General features: G+C 48.3%; 14 protein-coding genes and 1 other RNA gene. 13 read left to right on the plus strand and 2 right to left on the minus strand.

Annotated features, from left to right (window positions below):
* The first annotated feature begins 155 nt into the window (after positions 1-155).
* The 8 genes from secG (at position 156) to carB (ending at position 12,111) form a co-directional block, all read left to right on the plus strand.
* Entirely contained in the window at positions 156-395 is a 240-nt protein-coding gene (secG, locus tag PH235_RS09755) for a preprotein translocase subunit SecG (protein ID WP_068561081.1), read from the plus strand.
* Between the two features lie 181 nt (positions 396-576).
* The gene (locus tag PH235_RS09760; RefSeq protein WP_272162155.1) at positions 577-1,335 is read left to right on the plus strand and encodes an alpha/beta hydrolase; all 759 of its coding nucleotides are present in this window, start codon (positions 577-579) and stop codon (positions 1,333-1,335) included.
* A gap of 2 nt (positions 1,336-1,337) precedes the next feature.
* A complete protein-coding gene (gene rnr / locus PH235_RS09765; protein WP_272162156.1) occupies positions 1,338-3,704 on the plus strand; it encodes a ribonuclease R in 2,367 nt (788 codons plus the stop codon).
* A gap of 25 nt (positions 3,705-3,729) precedes the next feature.
* Positions 3,730-4,188, plus strand: a complete 459-nt coding sequence (gene smpB, locus PH235_RS09770) for an SsrA-binding protein SmpB (RefSeq protein WP_086627473.1) — start codon at positions 3,730-3,732, stop codon at positions 4,186-4,188.
* 457 nt (positions 4,189-4,645) lie between these two features.
* Positions 4,646-6,631: a fructose-1,6-bisphosphatase gene (locus PH235_RS09775; RefSeq protein ID WP_272162157.1), complete on the plus strand. Its 1,986-nt coding sequence runs from the start codon at positions 4,646-4,648 to the stop codon at positions 6,629-6,631.
* Positions 6,632-6,757: 126 nt separating this feature from the next.
* Positions 6,758-7,483 carry a histidine phosphatase family protein gene (locus PH235_RS09780; protein ID WP_334223639.1) on the plus strand — a complete coding sequence of 242 codons (726 nt, stop codon included), beginning with the start codon at positions 6,758-6,760 and terminating at the stop codon, positions 7,481-7,483.
* Between the two features lie 343 nt (positions 7,484-7,826).
* Complete coding sequence (gene carA / locus PH235_RS09785; RefSeq protein WP_272162159.1) at positions 7,827-8,927, plus strand: glutamine-hydrolyzing carbamoyl-phosphate synthase small subunit; 1,101 nt, start codon at positions 7,827-7,829, stop codon at positions 8,925-8,927.
* Entirely contained in the window at positions 8,920-12,111 is a 3,192-nt protein-coding gene (carB, locus tag PH235_RS09790; protein WP_272162160.1) for a carbamoyl-phosphate synthase large subunit, read from the plus strand. The genes carA and carB overlap by 8 nt, the downstream gene beginning before the upstream one ends.
* Positions 12,112-12,513: 402 nt before the next feature.
* On the opposite strand, the gene ssrA is transcribed toward carB, so the two are convergent.
* Positions 12,514-12,877: a transfer-messenger RNA gene (gene ssrA / locus PH235_RS09795) on the minus strand.
* A gap of 263 nt (positions 12,878-13,140) precedes the next feature.
* Between ssrA and PH235_RS09800 the strand changes: the two genes are divergently transcribed.
* Both PH235_RS09800 and PH235_RS09805 read left to right on the plus strand, forming a co-directional pair.
* Positions 13,141-13,755: a YdhK family protein gene (locus PH235_RS09800; protein ID WP_272162161.1), complete on the plus strand. Its 615-nt coding sequence runs from the start codon at positions 13,141-13,143 to the stop codon at positions 13,753-13,755.
* Positions 13,756-13,808: 53 nt separating this feature from the next.
* On the plus strand, positions 13,809-14,018 hold the full coding sequence (locus PH235_RS09805; protein ID WP_108033852.1) for a hypothetical protein: 210 nt from the start codon (positions 13,809-13,811) through the stop codon (positions 14,016-14,018).
* Between the two features lie 66 nt (positions 14,019-14,084).
* On the opposite strand, the gene PH235_RS14585 is transcribed toward PH235_RS09805, so the two are convergent.
* Complete coding sequence (locus PH235_RS14585) at positions 14,085-14,195, minus strand: AraC family transcriptional regulator (protein ID WP_443080868.1); 111 nt, start codon at positions 14,193-14,195, stop codon at positions 14,085-14,087.
* Between the two features lie 345 nt (positions 14,196-14,540).
* Here PH235_RS14585 and PH235_RS09810 point away from each other — a divergent pair, with 345 nt between their 5' ends.
* The 3 genes from PH235_RS09810 to PH235_RS09820 all read left to right on the plus strand — a co-directional run.
* Positions 14,541-14,741 (plus strand): hypothetical protein, encoded by a 201-nt coding sequence (locus tag PH235_RS09810; protein WP_086627496.1) that lies wholly within the window; start codon positions 14,541-14,543, stop codon positions 14,739-14,741.
* A 215-nt stretch (positions 14,742-14,956) separates the two neighbouring features.
* Complete coding sequence (locus tag PH235_RS09815) at positions 14,957-15,157, plus strand: cold-shock protein (protein ID WP_086629031.1); 201 nt, start codon at positions 14,957-14,959, stop codon at positions 15,155-15,157.
* Between the two features lie 264 nt (positions 15,158-15,421).
* The coding region (locus PH235_RS09820; RefSeq protein WP_272162241.1) for a cold-shock protein at positions 15,422-15,599 on the plus strand (178 nt) is incomplete at its 3' end.

Here is a 15,599-nt window from a genome sequence, read left to right on the forward strand (position 1 = left end):
TCCAGAACACGTTTAAAAAGTGCGAAAGCGTTCGGGCTGTTCCCTCCAGTGGAGGTGAGCGGGCCCGGGCGCTTTTCTTTTCGGAAATTGCTAGCAAAACCCTATAGTTTGTGCTAAAGTTAGTAGTAGAAAATTATTATAGGGAGGTCCATCCTTTGTCATTATACGATGTACTATTAACGGCCCTGTTGGTTGTTTCTGTGCTGTTGATCATTGTTGTGCTGATGCAGCCATCAAAAACAAACGCAGCCAGCACACTTACAGGTGGAGCGGAGCAATTATTCGGCAAACAAAAGGCAAGAGGCTTTGAAGCGGTATTGCGTCAGATCACAGTCGTTCTGGGAGCACTGTTCATCCTGATCGCCCTGGCTTTAACCTATCTATCCTCAAATTAACTATTGCAGGCAGAAACCACATTTCCGGGTTCTGCTTTTTTTTCGCCTGAAAAGAGAGCTGGTCGAAAGTATGCGGCGAAGCTTATGAATTGCTAAAAAATTTCGTCCGCAAATATCTGATATATTAGGAAAAAAGCTGTAAATACAGTAAAATGAAGATGAACGAGTTGGGAGGAATATTATGAAAGCAATCAATTTACCAGAACCCTTTTTCTTCGAAGCTGGCCCGCGCGCCGTCCTTTTGCTGCATGCCTACACCGGCAGCGCAAATGATGTGCGTTTGTTGGGACGTTTTTTGGAACGGAACGGGTATACTGTATATGCACCGAATTTTACGGGGCATGCGACCGGCCGTTTTGAGGACATTCTTGATTTGGGAGGCCCGGATGCCTGGTTCGCTGATGCCATGCGCGCAAAAGATGAACTGATGGAAAAGGGCTACAATCAGCTTGCCGTATTCGGGTTGTCAATGGGCGGCATTATGGCGACAAGGGCCATCGAAACGGGAGGATTCATCGGTGGAGGCTCCTTCAACTCACCAATCATCAGCTTTGGGGAATCGCGGGTGCCGATCAGTTTTATGCATTTCGCCAAGCTTTCGAAGAAGAAACTCGGCATGGCAAATCTGGAAATCGAACACGAACTGGCGTTGATGAAGCCAAAATTGAGTGCCCAGCTTGCCCAAATTGATGCCTTTACGGAACTGATTAAGGCGAATCTGGCTGACATCACCGTCCCCTATTACATCGCACAGTCCGGCAAGGATGAAATGATCAGCGCCGACTGCGGGAAGTTGTTGGCGGATAGCCTCGTGGATGCTGAAGTGGATTATCATTTTTTCCCGGAAGCAACGCATGTCATCACCGTTGGGAAAGACAGAAACATATTTGAAGAAACAGTATTGGCATTTTTGAACCGACTAAATTGGAATGAGGGATAAGTATGAGAAAGATAGATCAGATCCAAATTGACGTTCTAGCCTATTTTCAGGAGCATGCCGGAAAGAGCATGACATTGAAGGAAGTAAGTGAAGCGTTGGGCTACACCGATTCCGAAGAATTCAAAGCATTGGTCAAAGTTTTTGCGCAATTGGAGGAAAGAGGTATCCTGTTGCTGAACAAGACCGGGCAATTCCGTCTGAAGGTGCAAGGCGCCACTTTGACGGGGACTTTCCGCAGCAACGACCGCGGATTCGGCTTTGTGACGGTCGATCCGAACGAAAGTGACCTCTTTGTCCCGCGGGGCAAAACAGGCAGCGCGATGGACGGCGATACGGTCGAGTTGAAGATCACCCGAGAAGCGGAGCCTTGGAATGACAAAGGAGTCGAAGCTGAAGTAACGGCTGTTTTGACGCGCAAATCGAATCAAGTCGTCGGTGAATTTGTGCCTTACGATTCCGATCGCCGTGAAGAAACCGGCTTTTTGGGATTCGTTGTTCCGCGGGACACGAAAATCAACAGTATCGTTGTCTACATCAAACCGGAAGGCATACATCCGGTTGAAGGCAGTGTCTGCCTGGTGGAAATCACTAGCTACCCTACACCGCAGAATCCAGTCAAGATGGAAGGGCTGGTCACGAAAGAAATTGGCCACAAGGATGCACCGGGCGTTGATATTCTTGCCATTCTCTATAAGTTCGGCATTCCTTCCGAATTCCCGGAAGATGTGTTGGCTCAAGCTGAAAGCATTCCATTGGAGATTCCTGCCGAGGCGTTGGAAGGCAGACGGGATTTGCGTTCGGAACAGATCGTCACGATCGATGGTGCTGACGCCAAAGACTTGGATGATGCGATTTCCTTGAAGAAACTAGATAATAGCAATTATCTGCTGGGCGTGCACATCGCGGATGTTTCCTTTTATGTGACTGAGAATTCCCCAATCGATCGCGAAGCCTATGAACGCGGCACCAGCGTTTATTTGACGGACCGCGTCGTGCCGATGCTGCCTCAGAAATTATCCAACGGTATCTGTTCCTTGTTGCCGCATGAAGACCGTTTGACGATGTCTTGTGAAATGGAATTGGATGCGGATGGGGAAGTGGTCGCCTATGATATTTTCCCGAGCATCATCGAGTCCAAACAACGGATGACTTATTCCGATGTCAATGCTATTTTGACGGACCACGACAAGAAACTGCGCGAAAAATACAGCGATTTTGTGCCGATGTTCGAAGAAATGGGTATCCTGCATGAGATCCTCCTGAAGAAACGCCAAAAACGCGGTGCCATCGATTTCGAATCCGATGAAGCAAAAATCATCGTGGACGAAAATGGCCACCCGTTGGACATCTATGTTACGGATCGCGGTGTCGGGGAACGCCTAATCGAATCCTTCATGTTGAGCGCGAACGAGACGATCGCCCATCATTTCACGAAGGCGAACCTGCCGTTCATCTACCGGATCCATGATCAACCGGACCCGACCAAAATGATGCGCTTCCTGGAATTCGTGACGACGTTCGGCATTCTGGTGACCGGTACCCATGAAAACGTAAAACCGAAGCAACTGCAGGCCGTTTTGGCGAAAGTCAAGGACGAACCATACGAAGCCGTCGTTTCGACCACGCTGTTGCGCAGCATGCAGCAAGCGAAATATGATGCTGTTCCGGTCGGCCACTATGGTTTGGCTGCGAAAGATTATACCCATTTCACTTCACCGATCAGAAGATATCCCGATTTGATTGTCCACCGCTTGATCCGCACATATGGAAAAGGCGTCGTCGATCCGAAGTTGATTGAGAAATGGAAAGGGCAATTGCCGGATATCGCCGTTCAGAGTTCGCAGATGGAACGCCGCTCGGTTGATGCGGAACGCGAAACCGAATCGCTCAAGAAGGCAGAGTTCATGATGGACAAAATCGGCCAAGAGTTCGAAGGTGTCATCAGCTCCGTCACGAAATTCGGCATCTTTGTGCAGTTGCCTAACACAGTGGAAGGCCTCGTGCACATCTCGAAAATGACGGAAGATTATTTCAACTACATCGAAAGCCATCTGCTTCTGATGGGCGAACGCACTGGCGTTATCTATCGTATCGGCCAAAAGGTCAAAATCAAAGTAGAAAATTCGGATCCTGTCACGCGCGCCATCGATTTCTCGCTGGTCATCGACAAGGAAAAGACCCAGAGCCAGAGCGACCAGGATCTGGTCAAACAGATCCGCGCGAAGATTCCGAAGGGCAAAAAACGGAAACCGGGCCAATCCGATCGCGACAGCGGACCGCGCAAAAAGACCGAAAAAGGAAAAGAGCCGTTCTATTCCCGTCCAGGCAAAAAAGCCAAAGGGAAAAAGGAAAGAGGCAAAAAGAAGTAAGCTAACGAAATGAAGGTGTCCGATTATGCCAAAAGGCGAAGGAAAAGTTTTAGCGCAGAACAGAAAAGCCAGCCATGATTACATCATCCTCGACACGATAGAAGCCGGGATGGTGCTGACCGGAACGGAAATCAAATCCGTCCGCAAAGCGAAAATCAACCTAAAGGACGGCTACGCAAGCATCCGGAACGGGGAAGTGTTCCTGCAGAATGTGCATATCAGCCCATTCGAACAGGGCAATATCTTCAACCATGATCCGCTGCGCACCAGGAAATTATTGCTGCACAAAAAGCAGATCAAATACCTGATCGAGGAGACGAAGACGACCGGTGTTACATTGGTGCCGTTGCGGGTCTACCTCAAGAATGGTGTCGCGAAAGTGCTCATCGGACTCGCAAAAGGGAAGAAGAGCTACGACAAGCGTGACGCATTGAAGCAGAAAGATATGAAGCGCGAAATCGACAGAGCGATGAAAGAAAGATAAGCATAAATGTGAACAACGTACGCGCCCGCATTCCTGATGGAGTGCAGGCGCGTTTTTTGCGGTTTTGGTGTCTGTATGGCGGTAGGATGATAACGCCAGCTCCGGCGAAGCCGCCCTTCGCAGGAGGAGGGCGGCGAAATCCGTACTCACCTCCGATAAGGCAGGTTTCGCAGGAGGAGGGCGGCGAAATCCACCCCCAACTCCGACGAGGCAATCCTCGCCGGAGTTGGCAGCCAGAACGGAGCTGACTTGATCCAAATAAGCCGCCCCGGACAGGTACACTGTCGAAATTGTGACCAATTGTGTAATTTTTGTATCTTGTCTATCATTTTTTTTTAATTCAAGCTATGATAGAAGTAATCATCTTGTCAGGAAAAATAAAGATAATCCTGTGAGCAACGTTTGCCTTGCGGGGTTCCGTTCTAAGTGAAATGACAAAAGTAGGGGTGTAATTGTAATGATAACGAAAGACAAGTATCTTCGATTGCTGGCAAAGGAATATCCGACAGCAGCAAAAACAGTAACCGAAATCATCAACTTGGAAGCCATCATGAACTTGCCGAAAGCAACCGAGCACTTCATCAGCGATCTGCACGGGGAATACGATGCCGTGCAACATGTACTCAGGAATGGATCCGGGAACGTCAAAGAAAAAATCCGGGAAATTTTCCAAGGGAGGCTGAGCACCCGTGAGATGAACCAGCTTGCGACGATCGTCTACTACCCGGAAGACAAAATCGACATGATCGTGGACAGCTTGGACTCCGAAGAGGAAATCAATGAATTTTACTCGTTGACCTTGCTGCGCATCACGGAACTTTGTGCGTTCACCGTTTCAAAATACACGCGCTCGAAAGTCAGAAAGGCGATCCCGGCCGATTATGCCTACATCATCGAAGAGCTGCTTTTCAAAGACACGATCATGACAAACAAAGAGGATTATTACGAAAAAATCATCAAGACCGTCATTTCCTTGGACCGCGCGACTGAACTCATAGCTGCCATTTCGCATGTCATCCAACGCCTTGTGGTCGACCACCTGCATGTTGTCGGGGACATCTACGACAGAGGCCCATTCCCTGACAAAATCATAGATACCTTCATGGATGGCCACGAGCTGGATATCCAATGGGGCAACCATGATGTACTCTGGATGGGTGCCGCGAGCGGGTCAGCAGCCTGCATGGCCAACGTCATCCGCATCTCTGCCCGCTACAACAACTTGGAGATCATCGAGGACGCTTATGGCATCTCGTTGCGTCCGCTGATCACGTTTGCCGAAATGATCTACAAAGAGGACCGTTACGATCCGTTCATGCCGAAAATCAACACCGAGGACGAAAGCAAGATTTTCCCGGAAGAGATCCGTCAGATCGCTAAAATGAACCAAGCCATTTCGATCATCCAGTTCAAGCTCGAAGGTGAAATCATCAAACGCCACCCTGAATTCGACATGGCCGACCGGATGGTGATGGACTTCATTGATTACGAAAAAGGCACGGTGAAGTTGGATGGGAAGGAATATCCGATGCTGTGCGATTATTTCCCGACGGTCGATCCAGCCGACCCTTACCGCTTGACTGAAGAGGAAATATTGGTTGTCGAAAGGCTCATGACCGGGTTCCTGAATTCGGAAAGGCTGCAGAAGCATGTCCAGTTCCTTTTCAGCAAAGGCAGCATGTACTTGAGCTACAACGACAACCTTTTGTTCCACGGCTGTGTGCCGCTTAATCCGGACGGCAGCTTCATGGAGATGGCAATCGCCAATGTCAAGTACAGCGGTAAAGCCCTCCTGGACAAATACGAAGAAGTGCTGCGCAGAGGCTATCTGAACCGCGAAGCAACGAGGCACAACACCCGCACGCTCGATTTGATCTGGTATCTGTGGGAAGGAAAAGCTTCGTCCTTGTTCGGGAAGGATAAGATGACGACTTTCGAGCGCCTCTACGTCGCCGACAAGGAAACCCATGTCGAGAAGAAGAACCTGTATTACGAGCAGCGCGACAATGTGGAAATGTCCTACAAAATACTGAAGGAATTCGGCTTGGATCCGAAGAAGGGCCATATCATCAATGGCCATACGCCTGTCAAAGAAAAGATCGGCGAGAATCCGTTGAAGGCGGACGGCAAACTGATCGTCATCGACGGCGGCTTCTCGAAAGCCTACCAGAATACGACAGGGCTGGCAGGCTATACGCTGCTGTACAACTCCTTCGGGATGCAGCTGGTTTCGCATCAGCCGTTCACTTCCCGTCAGGATGCCATTGAAAACGAAAAGGACATCGTTTCGACCCGACGCATCGTCGACAAGGAATTGGAGCGCAAGACGGTAAGGCAGACGGATGTCGGCAAGAGGCTGACCCAGCAAGTCATCGACCTGCAGCAGCTGCTGCGCGCCTACAAATCCGGCGAAATCGTCGAAGATCTGCTCAGCGACAAATAGTTGCACGAAATAGATGCAATCATTCGCCGGAATTGTTAAGATAAGAGAAGGAAAGCAAGTATCCTAATGCGAAAGTAGCTTGAGAGAGGCGGGTTAACCTTGAAAAAGGGAGTAACGTTTTATTTTATGCGACACGGAGAAACTTATCTTAATAAATACAATCGGATGCAAGGCTGGTCCGACACCCCATTGACGCCCAGAGGCAGACGCGACGTCATGAGAAGCGGAGCAGGCTTGGGCGATGTCAAGTTCGATGCGGTCTACTGCAGCGACTTGAGACGGACATTTGAAACAGCGCAGATTATTTTGAAGGAAAACCAACATGCCGACCATTTGAAAGTGGTGGCCATGCCCGAATTCAGGGAGATATTCTTTGGCTCTTTTGAAGGGCTGGATGCGGCCGAAACTTGGGGGAACCTGAATAAATTCCTGGGAAGCGCGGATGGTGAGCCTAATTATGATGCCCACCGCTCCGTCATTGAAGAGTTGAACGGATTGAAGGAAATGGATCCTTACCATGAAGCGGAAGACTACATGACTTTCTGGCTGCGTGTCGAACGCGGCTTGATTAAACTGATCAGCGAGCACCGTGATTCCGAAACAAACATTCTGATCGTTTCCCACGGGATGACGATCCGGAACATGATCCATGCCGTCATTCCTGATTTCTCGATCGACCGCCATTTGGATAATGCCAGCATTTCGGTCGTCCGCTATGAGGATGGCTTCTATCACTTGGACCTTTACAACGGCACCGACCATTTTGTCGATGACTTCACGCCCGGCGATGAGCAGGAACCGGAAGTCCATAAAGTGACGCCTGCCGATAAAGTCGAAGAGGACGTCAAATAAATTGAAGTAGTGCCCTTGGAACAAAACCCTTTGTTTCCAAGGGTTTTTCTGTATTTTAGAGTCAAGAACAATTAAAAATCACATCTTTTTTTCATTTTTTGGAAATATCAATTGAAAATTCCGTCCGGATAGTCTAAAATTAACGTAATCCACAATACTGTACGGGATACAGCGTGGCTAGAACGTCTTTAAATTAGCACAGAGAGGCTAACAAGGCATGTGAAACGATTAATGTAAACAACCGTTGAAACACGCCCAATAATAGGTGTGTTTTTTTTACATTTTCCTATTTTTCATGCAAGTGAGGTACGTACCTTGTCAATCAGAAATCAGGAGGAACAACATGAAACAACGTAGATTTTTAGTTTTAGAAGATGGCAGCTGCTATCCAGGATATGCTTTCGGATCAGAAAAGGATGCAATCGGGGAGATCGTATTCAACACAGGGATGACAGGTTACCAAGAAACTTTGTCAGACCCTTCCTACACAGGCCAAATCATCACTTTCACCTATCCGTTGATCGGCAATTACGGCATCAACGTAGACGACTATGAAGGCGTGCTTCCGGGCTTGAAAGGGATGGTCGTGCATGAAGTGGCGGAACATCCAAGCAACTTCCGCTCCACCAAAACATTGGATGCAGCTTTGAAGGACTTTGATGTACCAGGAATCTACGGCGTGGACACACGCAGCATCACCAAAAAAATCCGTAACGCCGGCGTTATGCGTGGCACAATGGTAAGCAATGCGGACAACTTGGATGCGATTGTTGCATCATTGAAAGCCTACGTATTACCGGTTGACGAAATCCAATTGAATTCAACAAAAGAAATCAAAATATTTGCGGGTGAAGGCCCACGCGTCGTCTTGCTCGATTTCGGCTTCAAAGACAACATCCTTGCAGAATTATTGAAAAGAGGCTGCGAAGTCATTCTGGCTCCTTGGAACACAAGCGCAGACGAAATTCTAGCCTTCAATCCTGCCGGCATCATGTTGAGCAACGGACCTGGAGATCCGACATCCGTTCCGGAAGCGATCGAAACGATCAAGCAATTGATTTCACAGGATAATCTGCCGATGTTCGGTATTTGCTTAGGCCACCAGCTGATCTCATTAGCCGGCGGTGCGACAACCTACAAAATGAAATTCGGTCATCGCGGCGCAAATCATCCGGTGAAGGATCTTGCAACTGGAAAAATCAGCCTGACGAGCCAAAATCATGGCTATGCCGTGGATGAAGACAGCCTTAGCCAAACAGACTTGGTCGCAACTCACCGCGCCCTGAACGACGGCACGAATGAAGGCGTCAAACACAAAACCAAACCGGTCTTCTCGGTTCAATACCATCCGGAAGCAGCGCCCGGACCGCACGATGCCAATTACTTGTTCGATCATTTTGTAAATATGATGAAAGCAGTCCAAGGAGGAAAACAACATGCCTAAACGTACCGACATTCAATCCATCTTAGTAATCGGCTCAGGCCCCATCATCATCGGCCAAGCCGCTGAATTTGACTATGCCGGAACGCAAGCATGCTTGGCTTTAAGAGAAGAAGGATACAAAGTCATCCTGGTCAACTCCAACCCTGCTACAATCATGACGGATGTTGAAATCGCCGATAAAGTCTACATGGAGCCACTCACTGTAGAATTCATCACGAACATCATCCGCAAAGAGCGCCCGGATGCCTTATTGCCGACATTGGGCGGCCAGACCGGTCTGAACATGGCCGTGGAATTGGATAAAGCAGGTGTATTGGAAGAATTCAATGTCGAGCTGTTGGGAACAAAATTGAGTTCCATCCAACAAGCCGAAGACCGTGATCTGTTCCGCCAATTGATGGCGGAATTGAATCAGCCGGTTCCCGAGAGCGACATCATCCATACTGTGGGCGAAGCGCTTCGCTTCGCGGCGGAAATCGGATATCCTCTGATTGTCCGTCCCGCCTTCACAATGGGCGGCACCGGTGGCGGCATCTGCCACAATGAAGCTGACCTGCGCGAAATCGTGGCGAACGGTTTGCGCTACTCACCCGTGACGCAATGCCTGTTGGAGAAATCGATCGCCGGCTTCAAGGAAATCGAGTACGAAGTGATGCGCGACAGCAACGACAATGCGATCGTCGTCTGCAATATGGAAAACATCGATCCGGTCGGCGTCCACACGGGCGATTCCATCGTCGTGGCGCCTTCCCAAACCTTATCCGATAAAGAGTACCACATGCTGCGTGATGTCTCCCTGCAGATCATCCGCGCCCTGAAAATCGAAGGCGGCTGCAATGTCCAGTTGGCATTGGATCCCTACTCGTTCGACTACTACATCATCGAAGTGAACCCGCGCGTCAGCCGTTCTTCGGCTTTGGCGAGTAAAGCGACCGGTTACCCGATCGCCAAGATGGCGGCGAAGATCGCCGTCGGCCTGACTTTGGATGAAATGAAGAACCCGGTAACCGGCACGTCTTACGCAGCTTTCGAGCCGGCTTTGGATTACATCGTATCCAAAATCCCGCGTTTCCCGTTCGATAAATTCGAAAAGGGCGACCGCACCCTCGGCACACAGATGAAAGCGACAGGCGAAGTCATGGCCATGGGCCATACGTTCGAGGAATCGATGCTGAAAGCCGTCCGTTCTTTGGAATACGGCGTCAACCATCTGGCATTGCCGAAAGACCAAGGCCAGACCGTGACGATGGAAGAAATCGAACAGAATATCCGTGTCGCTTGCGACGAGCGCCTGTTCTATCTGGGAGAAGCGTTGCGCCGCGGCGTGACACCGGAAACGATCCATGAATGGAGCGAAATTGACTACTTCTTCCTGTACAAATTCAAGCACATCATCGACTTGGAGAAGGAAGTGGCGGCAGCCGAACCGAAAGACCTGGAAATCCTGCGCGAAGCCAAGAAATACGGCTTCAGCGACGAAATCATCGCGGAATTGTGGGGCATGGCTTCGGAAGACATCTACGCGTTGCGCAAAGCCAACGGCATCGTCCCTGTCTTCAAAATGGTGGATACGTGTGCGGGCGAATTCGAATCCTTCACACCGTACTTCTACAGCACATATGGGATGGAACAGGAATCGTTCCCGAGCGACCGCGAAAAAGTCATCGTCTTAGGTTCCGGTCCGATCCGCATCGGCCAAGGGGTCGAGTTCGACTACGCAACCGTGCACGCTGTCTGGGCAATCCAGGAAGCCGGCTATGAAGCAATCGTCGTCAACAACAACCCGGAAACCGTTTCGACGGACTTCTCGATTTCCGACAAGCTGTATTTCGAACCCTTAACCGAAGAAGACGTGATGGCCATCATCGATCTGGAACAACCGCTGGGTGTCGTTGTGCAGTTCGGTGGCCAAACGGCCATCAACCTGGCTGACAAATTGGTGAAACACGGCGTCAAGATCCTGGGCACGAGCCTGGAAGATCTGGACCGCGCAGAAGATCGCAAATTGTTCGAACAGTTGTTGCGCGACTTGGATATCCCGCAAGCACCCGGCAAAACAGCCGTGACCGTTGAAGAAGCGGTCGCAGTTGCCGACGAAATCGGGTATCCGGTCTTGGTGCGTCCGTCCTATGTATTGGGCGGACGGGCGATGCAGATCGTCTACAACCAAGCCGACCTTGAGAAATACATGCGCGAAGCGGTCGTGGCCAGTCCGGAACGTCCGGTCCTGGTCGATCATTACCTGATCGGACAAGAGTTGGAAGTCGATGCGATCTGCGACGGCGAAACCGTCCTGATCCCGGGCATCATGGAACACATCGAACGCGCCGGCGTCCACTCGGGCGACTCGATCGCGGTTTACCCGCCGCAAAACCTTTCACCTGAACTGATCCAAACGATCGAAGACTATACGATCCGCGTGGCGCAAGGGCTGAACACCATCGGTTTGGTGAACATCCAGTTCGTCATCAGCGAAGGCGTCGTCTACATCATCGAAGTGAATCCGCGTGCGAGCCGGACAATTCCGTTCCTGAGCAAAGTGACCGGCATTCCGATGGCGAAGTTGGCCACAAAAGGAATCCTTGGACTGAAGCTTAAGGATATGGGTTACAAAACCGGTCTGGTTCCGTCGAAATCAGGCGTATACGTGAAGATGCCAGTCTTCAGTTTCAGTAAACTGAAGAAAGTCGACACGGTTCTGGGACCTGAAATGAAGTCTACCGGAGAGATCATCGGTAAAGATGTCAACTTGCCGAAAGCTTTGTATAAAGGCTTCATCGCATCCGGCGTGAATGTGCCTGACTATGGCACGGCATTGATGACGGTATCGGATAAAGACAAAGAAGAAATCATCCCATTGGCGAAACGCTTGATTTCGTTGGGCTACCACATCGTTGCTACGACAGGTACCGGCAAAGCGTTGGAAGCAGAAGGAATCAAAGTCGACGTCATTGAGAAAATCAATGAGAACAGCAACGACATTCTTGACGCCATCCGCGACGGACGCATCAACCTGGTCGTCAATACGATGACGGAAGGGAAGACGAGCGAGACCGACGGATTCTTGATCCGCCGTGAAGCAGTCGAAAACAACATCCCATGCTTGACTTCATTGGATACAGCAGAAGCGTTGCTGCAAGCGATGGAAACCATCCATTTCCAATTGGAAGACATGAGTAAATAAGCAATATAGCAGAAAAGAGAAGCGATTGCCTCGTTGGGGCGGCCGCTTCTCTTTTTTTCTATTTGTTTGTGTCGGTCGTTAGACCAGGACGGTAACCTAAGCAGTCGAGACAAGACGAATATGGCGACTGTTAGCTTGGCCCGGATACAGGAACAGTCGAGACAAGGCATATGTGTCAATTGTTTGGGGATTTCGGTGAATCAAACAGTCGAGACAAAGCCCTTATGTCGACCGTTGATGCAGGCCACTAACCCAAACAGTCGAGATCCTGTTCCGAGACAGGATGTCCGCCGCTCCCGCTCAATCCAACTAACTTGCTGAACGACAAAAAAACACCCTGCAAAGTGTCGAATGAATCGCTTCATATCGGCATCTTGTGGGGTGTTGCTTCATACTAGTCTAGTATGGAGACGACGGGAGTCGAACCCGTGTCCAAGCATATCGGCACTTCCAAGTCTACGCTCATAGTTAAACTATTGGAATTCGCCTTGAACTAGCCGTTTAACAGGCATTATTGTTGGCTAATCTGATTGATCTCTTCTGATTCCTCCAGATGGAAGGTCACAGCGTATCCCACATCATTGAGACCCTGATCTGAGTACATGGGCGATACCAGGAGGATCTTAGCTAGCTACAATTAAGCAGCGAAAGCTAAAGTGTTGTTTTGTGTTTTGTCAGTTGTTTTAACTGTAACGTTTTAGCGTAGACGTAACCTACGGAGCGCATCAAAAGCTCGACCTATACCTGTCGAATCCGTAACGTCCCCGTTATGGGAATGCACAGAGTTATCTTGCATTTCATATTATACGGCATCCATTCCAAAAAGCAAGGATTATGCACAAAATATTTTGGCAGCCTGCCGCAAACAAAAAAGAATCGCAAAGCTGTGCAGAACCGGAGTGAAGGGTTTCTGGAGCTTAATGCGTATCACAGTGGTTTTCTGAAAGGGCTATTCTTTGAAATGCGCAATCACTTTCAGTACACTATAAATAAGAGCGAAGCATTACCATTAAGAAAGGATGGATAGAAATGAAACAAAGAAAAATGTTGATGAGTTTGTTCAGTCTATCGGCTGCCGTATTGTTGGCCGCTTGTTCAACGGACACCGGCACAGAGGAAGCTTCTGTCGGATCGGAAAGTGTCTCGATGGAAAGCATGCTTGAGGAGTCTTCCACCAGCAGTTCAGAAGGCATGGGGGATATGGTGCATGACGATTCCGGTGTAATTCCTGAAGGGTTGATGGAAGCTGAAAATCCTACATATAAAGTTGGCGATTCCGTCATCATGCAGGCAGGACATATGGAAGGCATGGAAGGTGCGGAAGCGACAATCGTTGGAGCCTTCGACACAATCGTTTACGAAGTTTCCTATGATCCAACCAACGGGGATCCACGCGTTGAAAACCATCAATGGGTTATCCAGGAGGAAATCATGGATGCCGGAACAGACCCATTCGGCGTTGGCAGTGAAGTGGTGCTGGAAGCGGAGCACACGGAAGGCATGAGCGGTGCGACTGCCACTATCGATGCCTCTGAAACGACAACAGTCTATATGGTGGATTATACAGATACGGTCACTGGGGAAACGATCAAAAACCACAAGTGGGTGACTGAGATGGAACTTGAGCAGATTCAAGAGCCATAAACGCAGCAAAATCAAACAGAAATATATCTGTACGCAAGAAAGGACTGGTCATTATGAAATTCGGTATGCGCAAACCAAGCCTGAAACGTTCATTTAAGGCTAGGACAACCGGAAAGGTGAAGCGGGCAATCAAGCGAAAAACAAATCCGTTCTACGGTAAAAAAGGAATGGGCTTGATCCGTGACGCCAAAAGGACCGCCTATAACCGGATATATAAAAAAGCCACGTTCTCGATTTGGGATCTGTTCAAGAAAAGAAAATAAGTCAATAATGACGATGACCGCCTCTTTAGTTGGAGCGCGGTCATTTTTTTGCCCGAAAATGCAAGGTCAATTCACACTCATCCGATATTCATGCGGCGTCATGTCATAGGCTTGTTTGAATTTTTGGTAGAAGAAAGTGACGTTCCGATACCCCAATCTGTTCGCTGATGGTTTCAATTGGGGTATCGGTATTCTTCAGCAGGATGCAGGCGTTGTTGAGGCGCAGTTCCTTAACCAGCGTTTCCGGTCTGGATTTTGATGAATCGGCTCAGGTAACTCGGAAAAGAGGATGATCATGTAGGCATCGGTCACATCTTTTGAATGAAGAGTTGAAAAATCCACTCTCTTCAAGGGTTTTTGTCATATTCAAATAACAATTATCGAATATATTGCTGCTTCAGACATAAAATTCTGTATATATTTTGAAAAGAAGGGTATAATGAAAGCGTTACCTGATCAGTGCGGAAGTACCATTACCTTATCCGATCGTTCAGGCTAACAACGACATAGGAGGCGGTTGCGATGACAATGAAGAAATTCCAAGTGGAGCTACCCGAAGATATGCTTGAAAAAATGAGAAAAGGGTATGCCGCTAAAAGAAAACAGGGCGGATACGATGTAAAAGATATCAGCGATGAAGATCTGGCTGAATATTTCATGGGTATGGGCTTAAATTATGTCGACAGAAAAATATCCGAAATTCTTGATAAAGAAAAAAAATAAAGAAAAAGAGAGAAGCGATCCCGCAAAGATTGCTTCTTTTTATATAATTTGAAACCACAAGAAAGAGGTTAGGGCTTGCACAATCAAAAAATCCATGGTACAATGACTTTAACATTTTGTGAAGCGCAGAAAAGAATTGTTTCAAAACATTCCGATTCGTAACGTTAGCAACAATGTATCATAAAGTGCAAAACGCACGAGGAGGATTTTCAATTATGGAACAAGGTACAGTTAAATGGTTTAACGCAGAAAAAGGTTTTGGTTTTATCGAACGCGAAAACGGAGACGATGTATTCGTACATTTCTCAGCTATCCAATCTGAAGGTTTCAAATCTTTAGAAGAAGGACAAGCAGTAACTTTCAGCGTCGAAGAAGGTAACCGTGGACCTCAAGCAACAAACGTTACTAAAGCTTAATTCAAATTAAACTTATAGGGACCTGATCTTCGGATCGGGTTCTTTTTTTGACGAAAAATTGCAGAATGGCACGCTGGAAAAAGATTTTGTATCGGTATTGCGAATTTGTTTGCCATTTCGATTTGCATTATTGAATTAATCATGATACAATGAATTTAACATTTTGTTGGGTTAGAGAAAAGAATTGCATTACGAAAATTCCGATCCGTAGCGTTAGCAACAATGTATGATATATGTGCAATAGCACGAGGAGGATTTTCAATTATGGAACAAGGTACAGTAAAATGGTTTAACGCAGACAAAGGTTTTGGCTTCATCGAACGCGAAAACGGAGACGATGTATTCGTACATTTCTCAGCTATCCAATCTGAAGGTTTCAAATCTTTAGAAGAAGGACAAGCAGTAACTTTCAGCGTCGAAGAAGGTAACCGTGGACCTCAAG

This window comes from Trichococcus sp. K1Tr (assembly GCF_028309625.1).
Taxonomy (GTDB): domain Bacteria; phylum Bacillota; class Bacilli; order Lactobacillales; family Aerococcaceae; genus Trichococcus.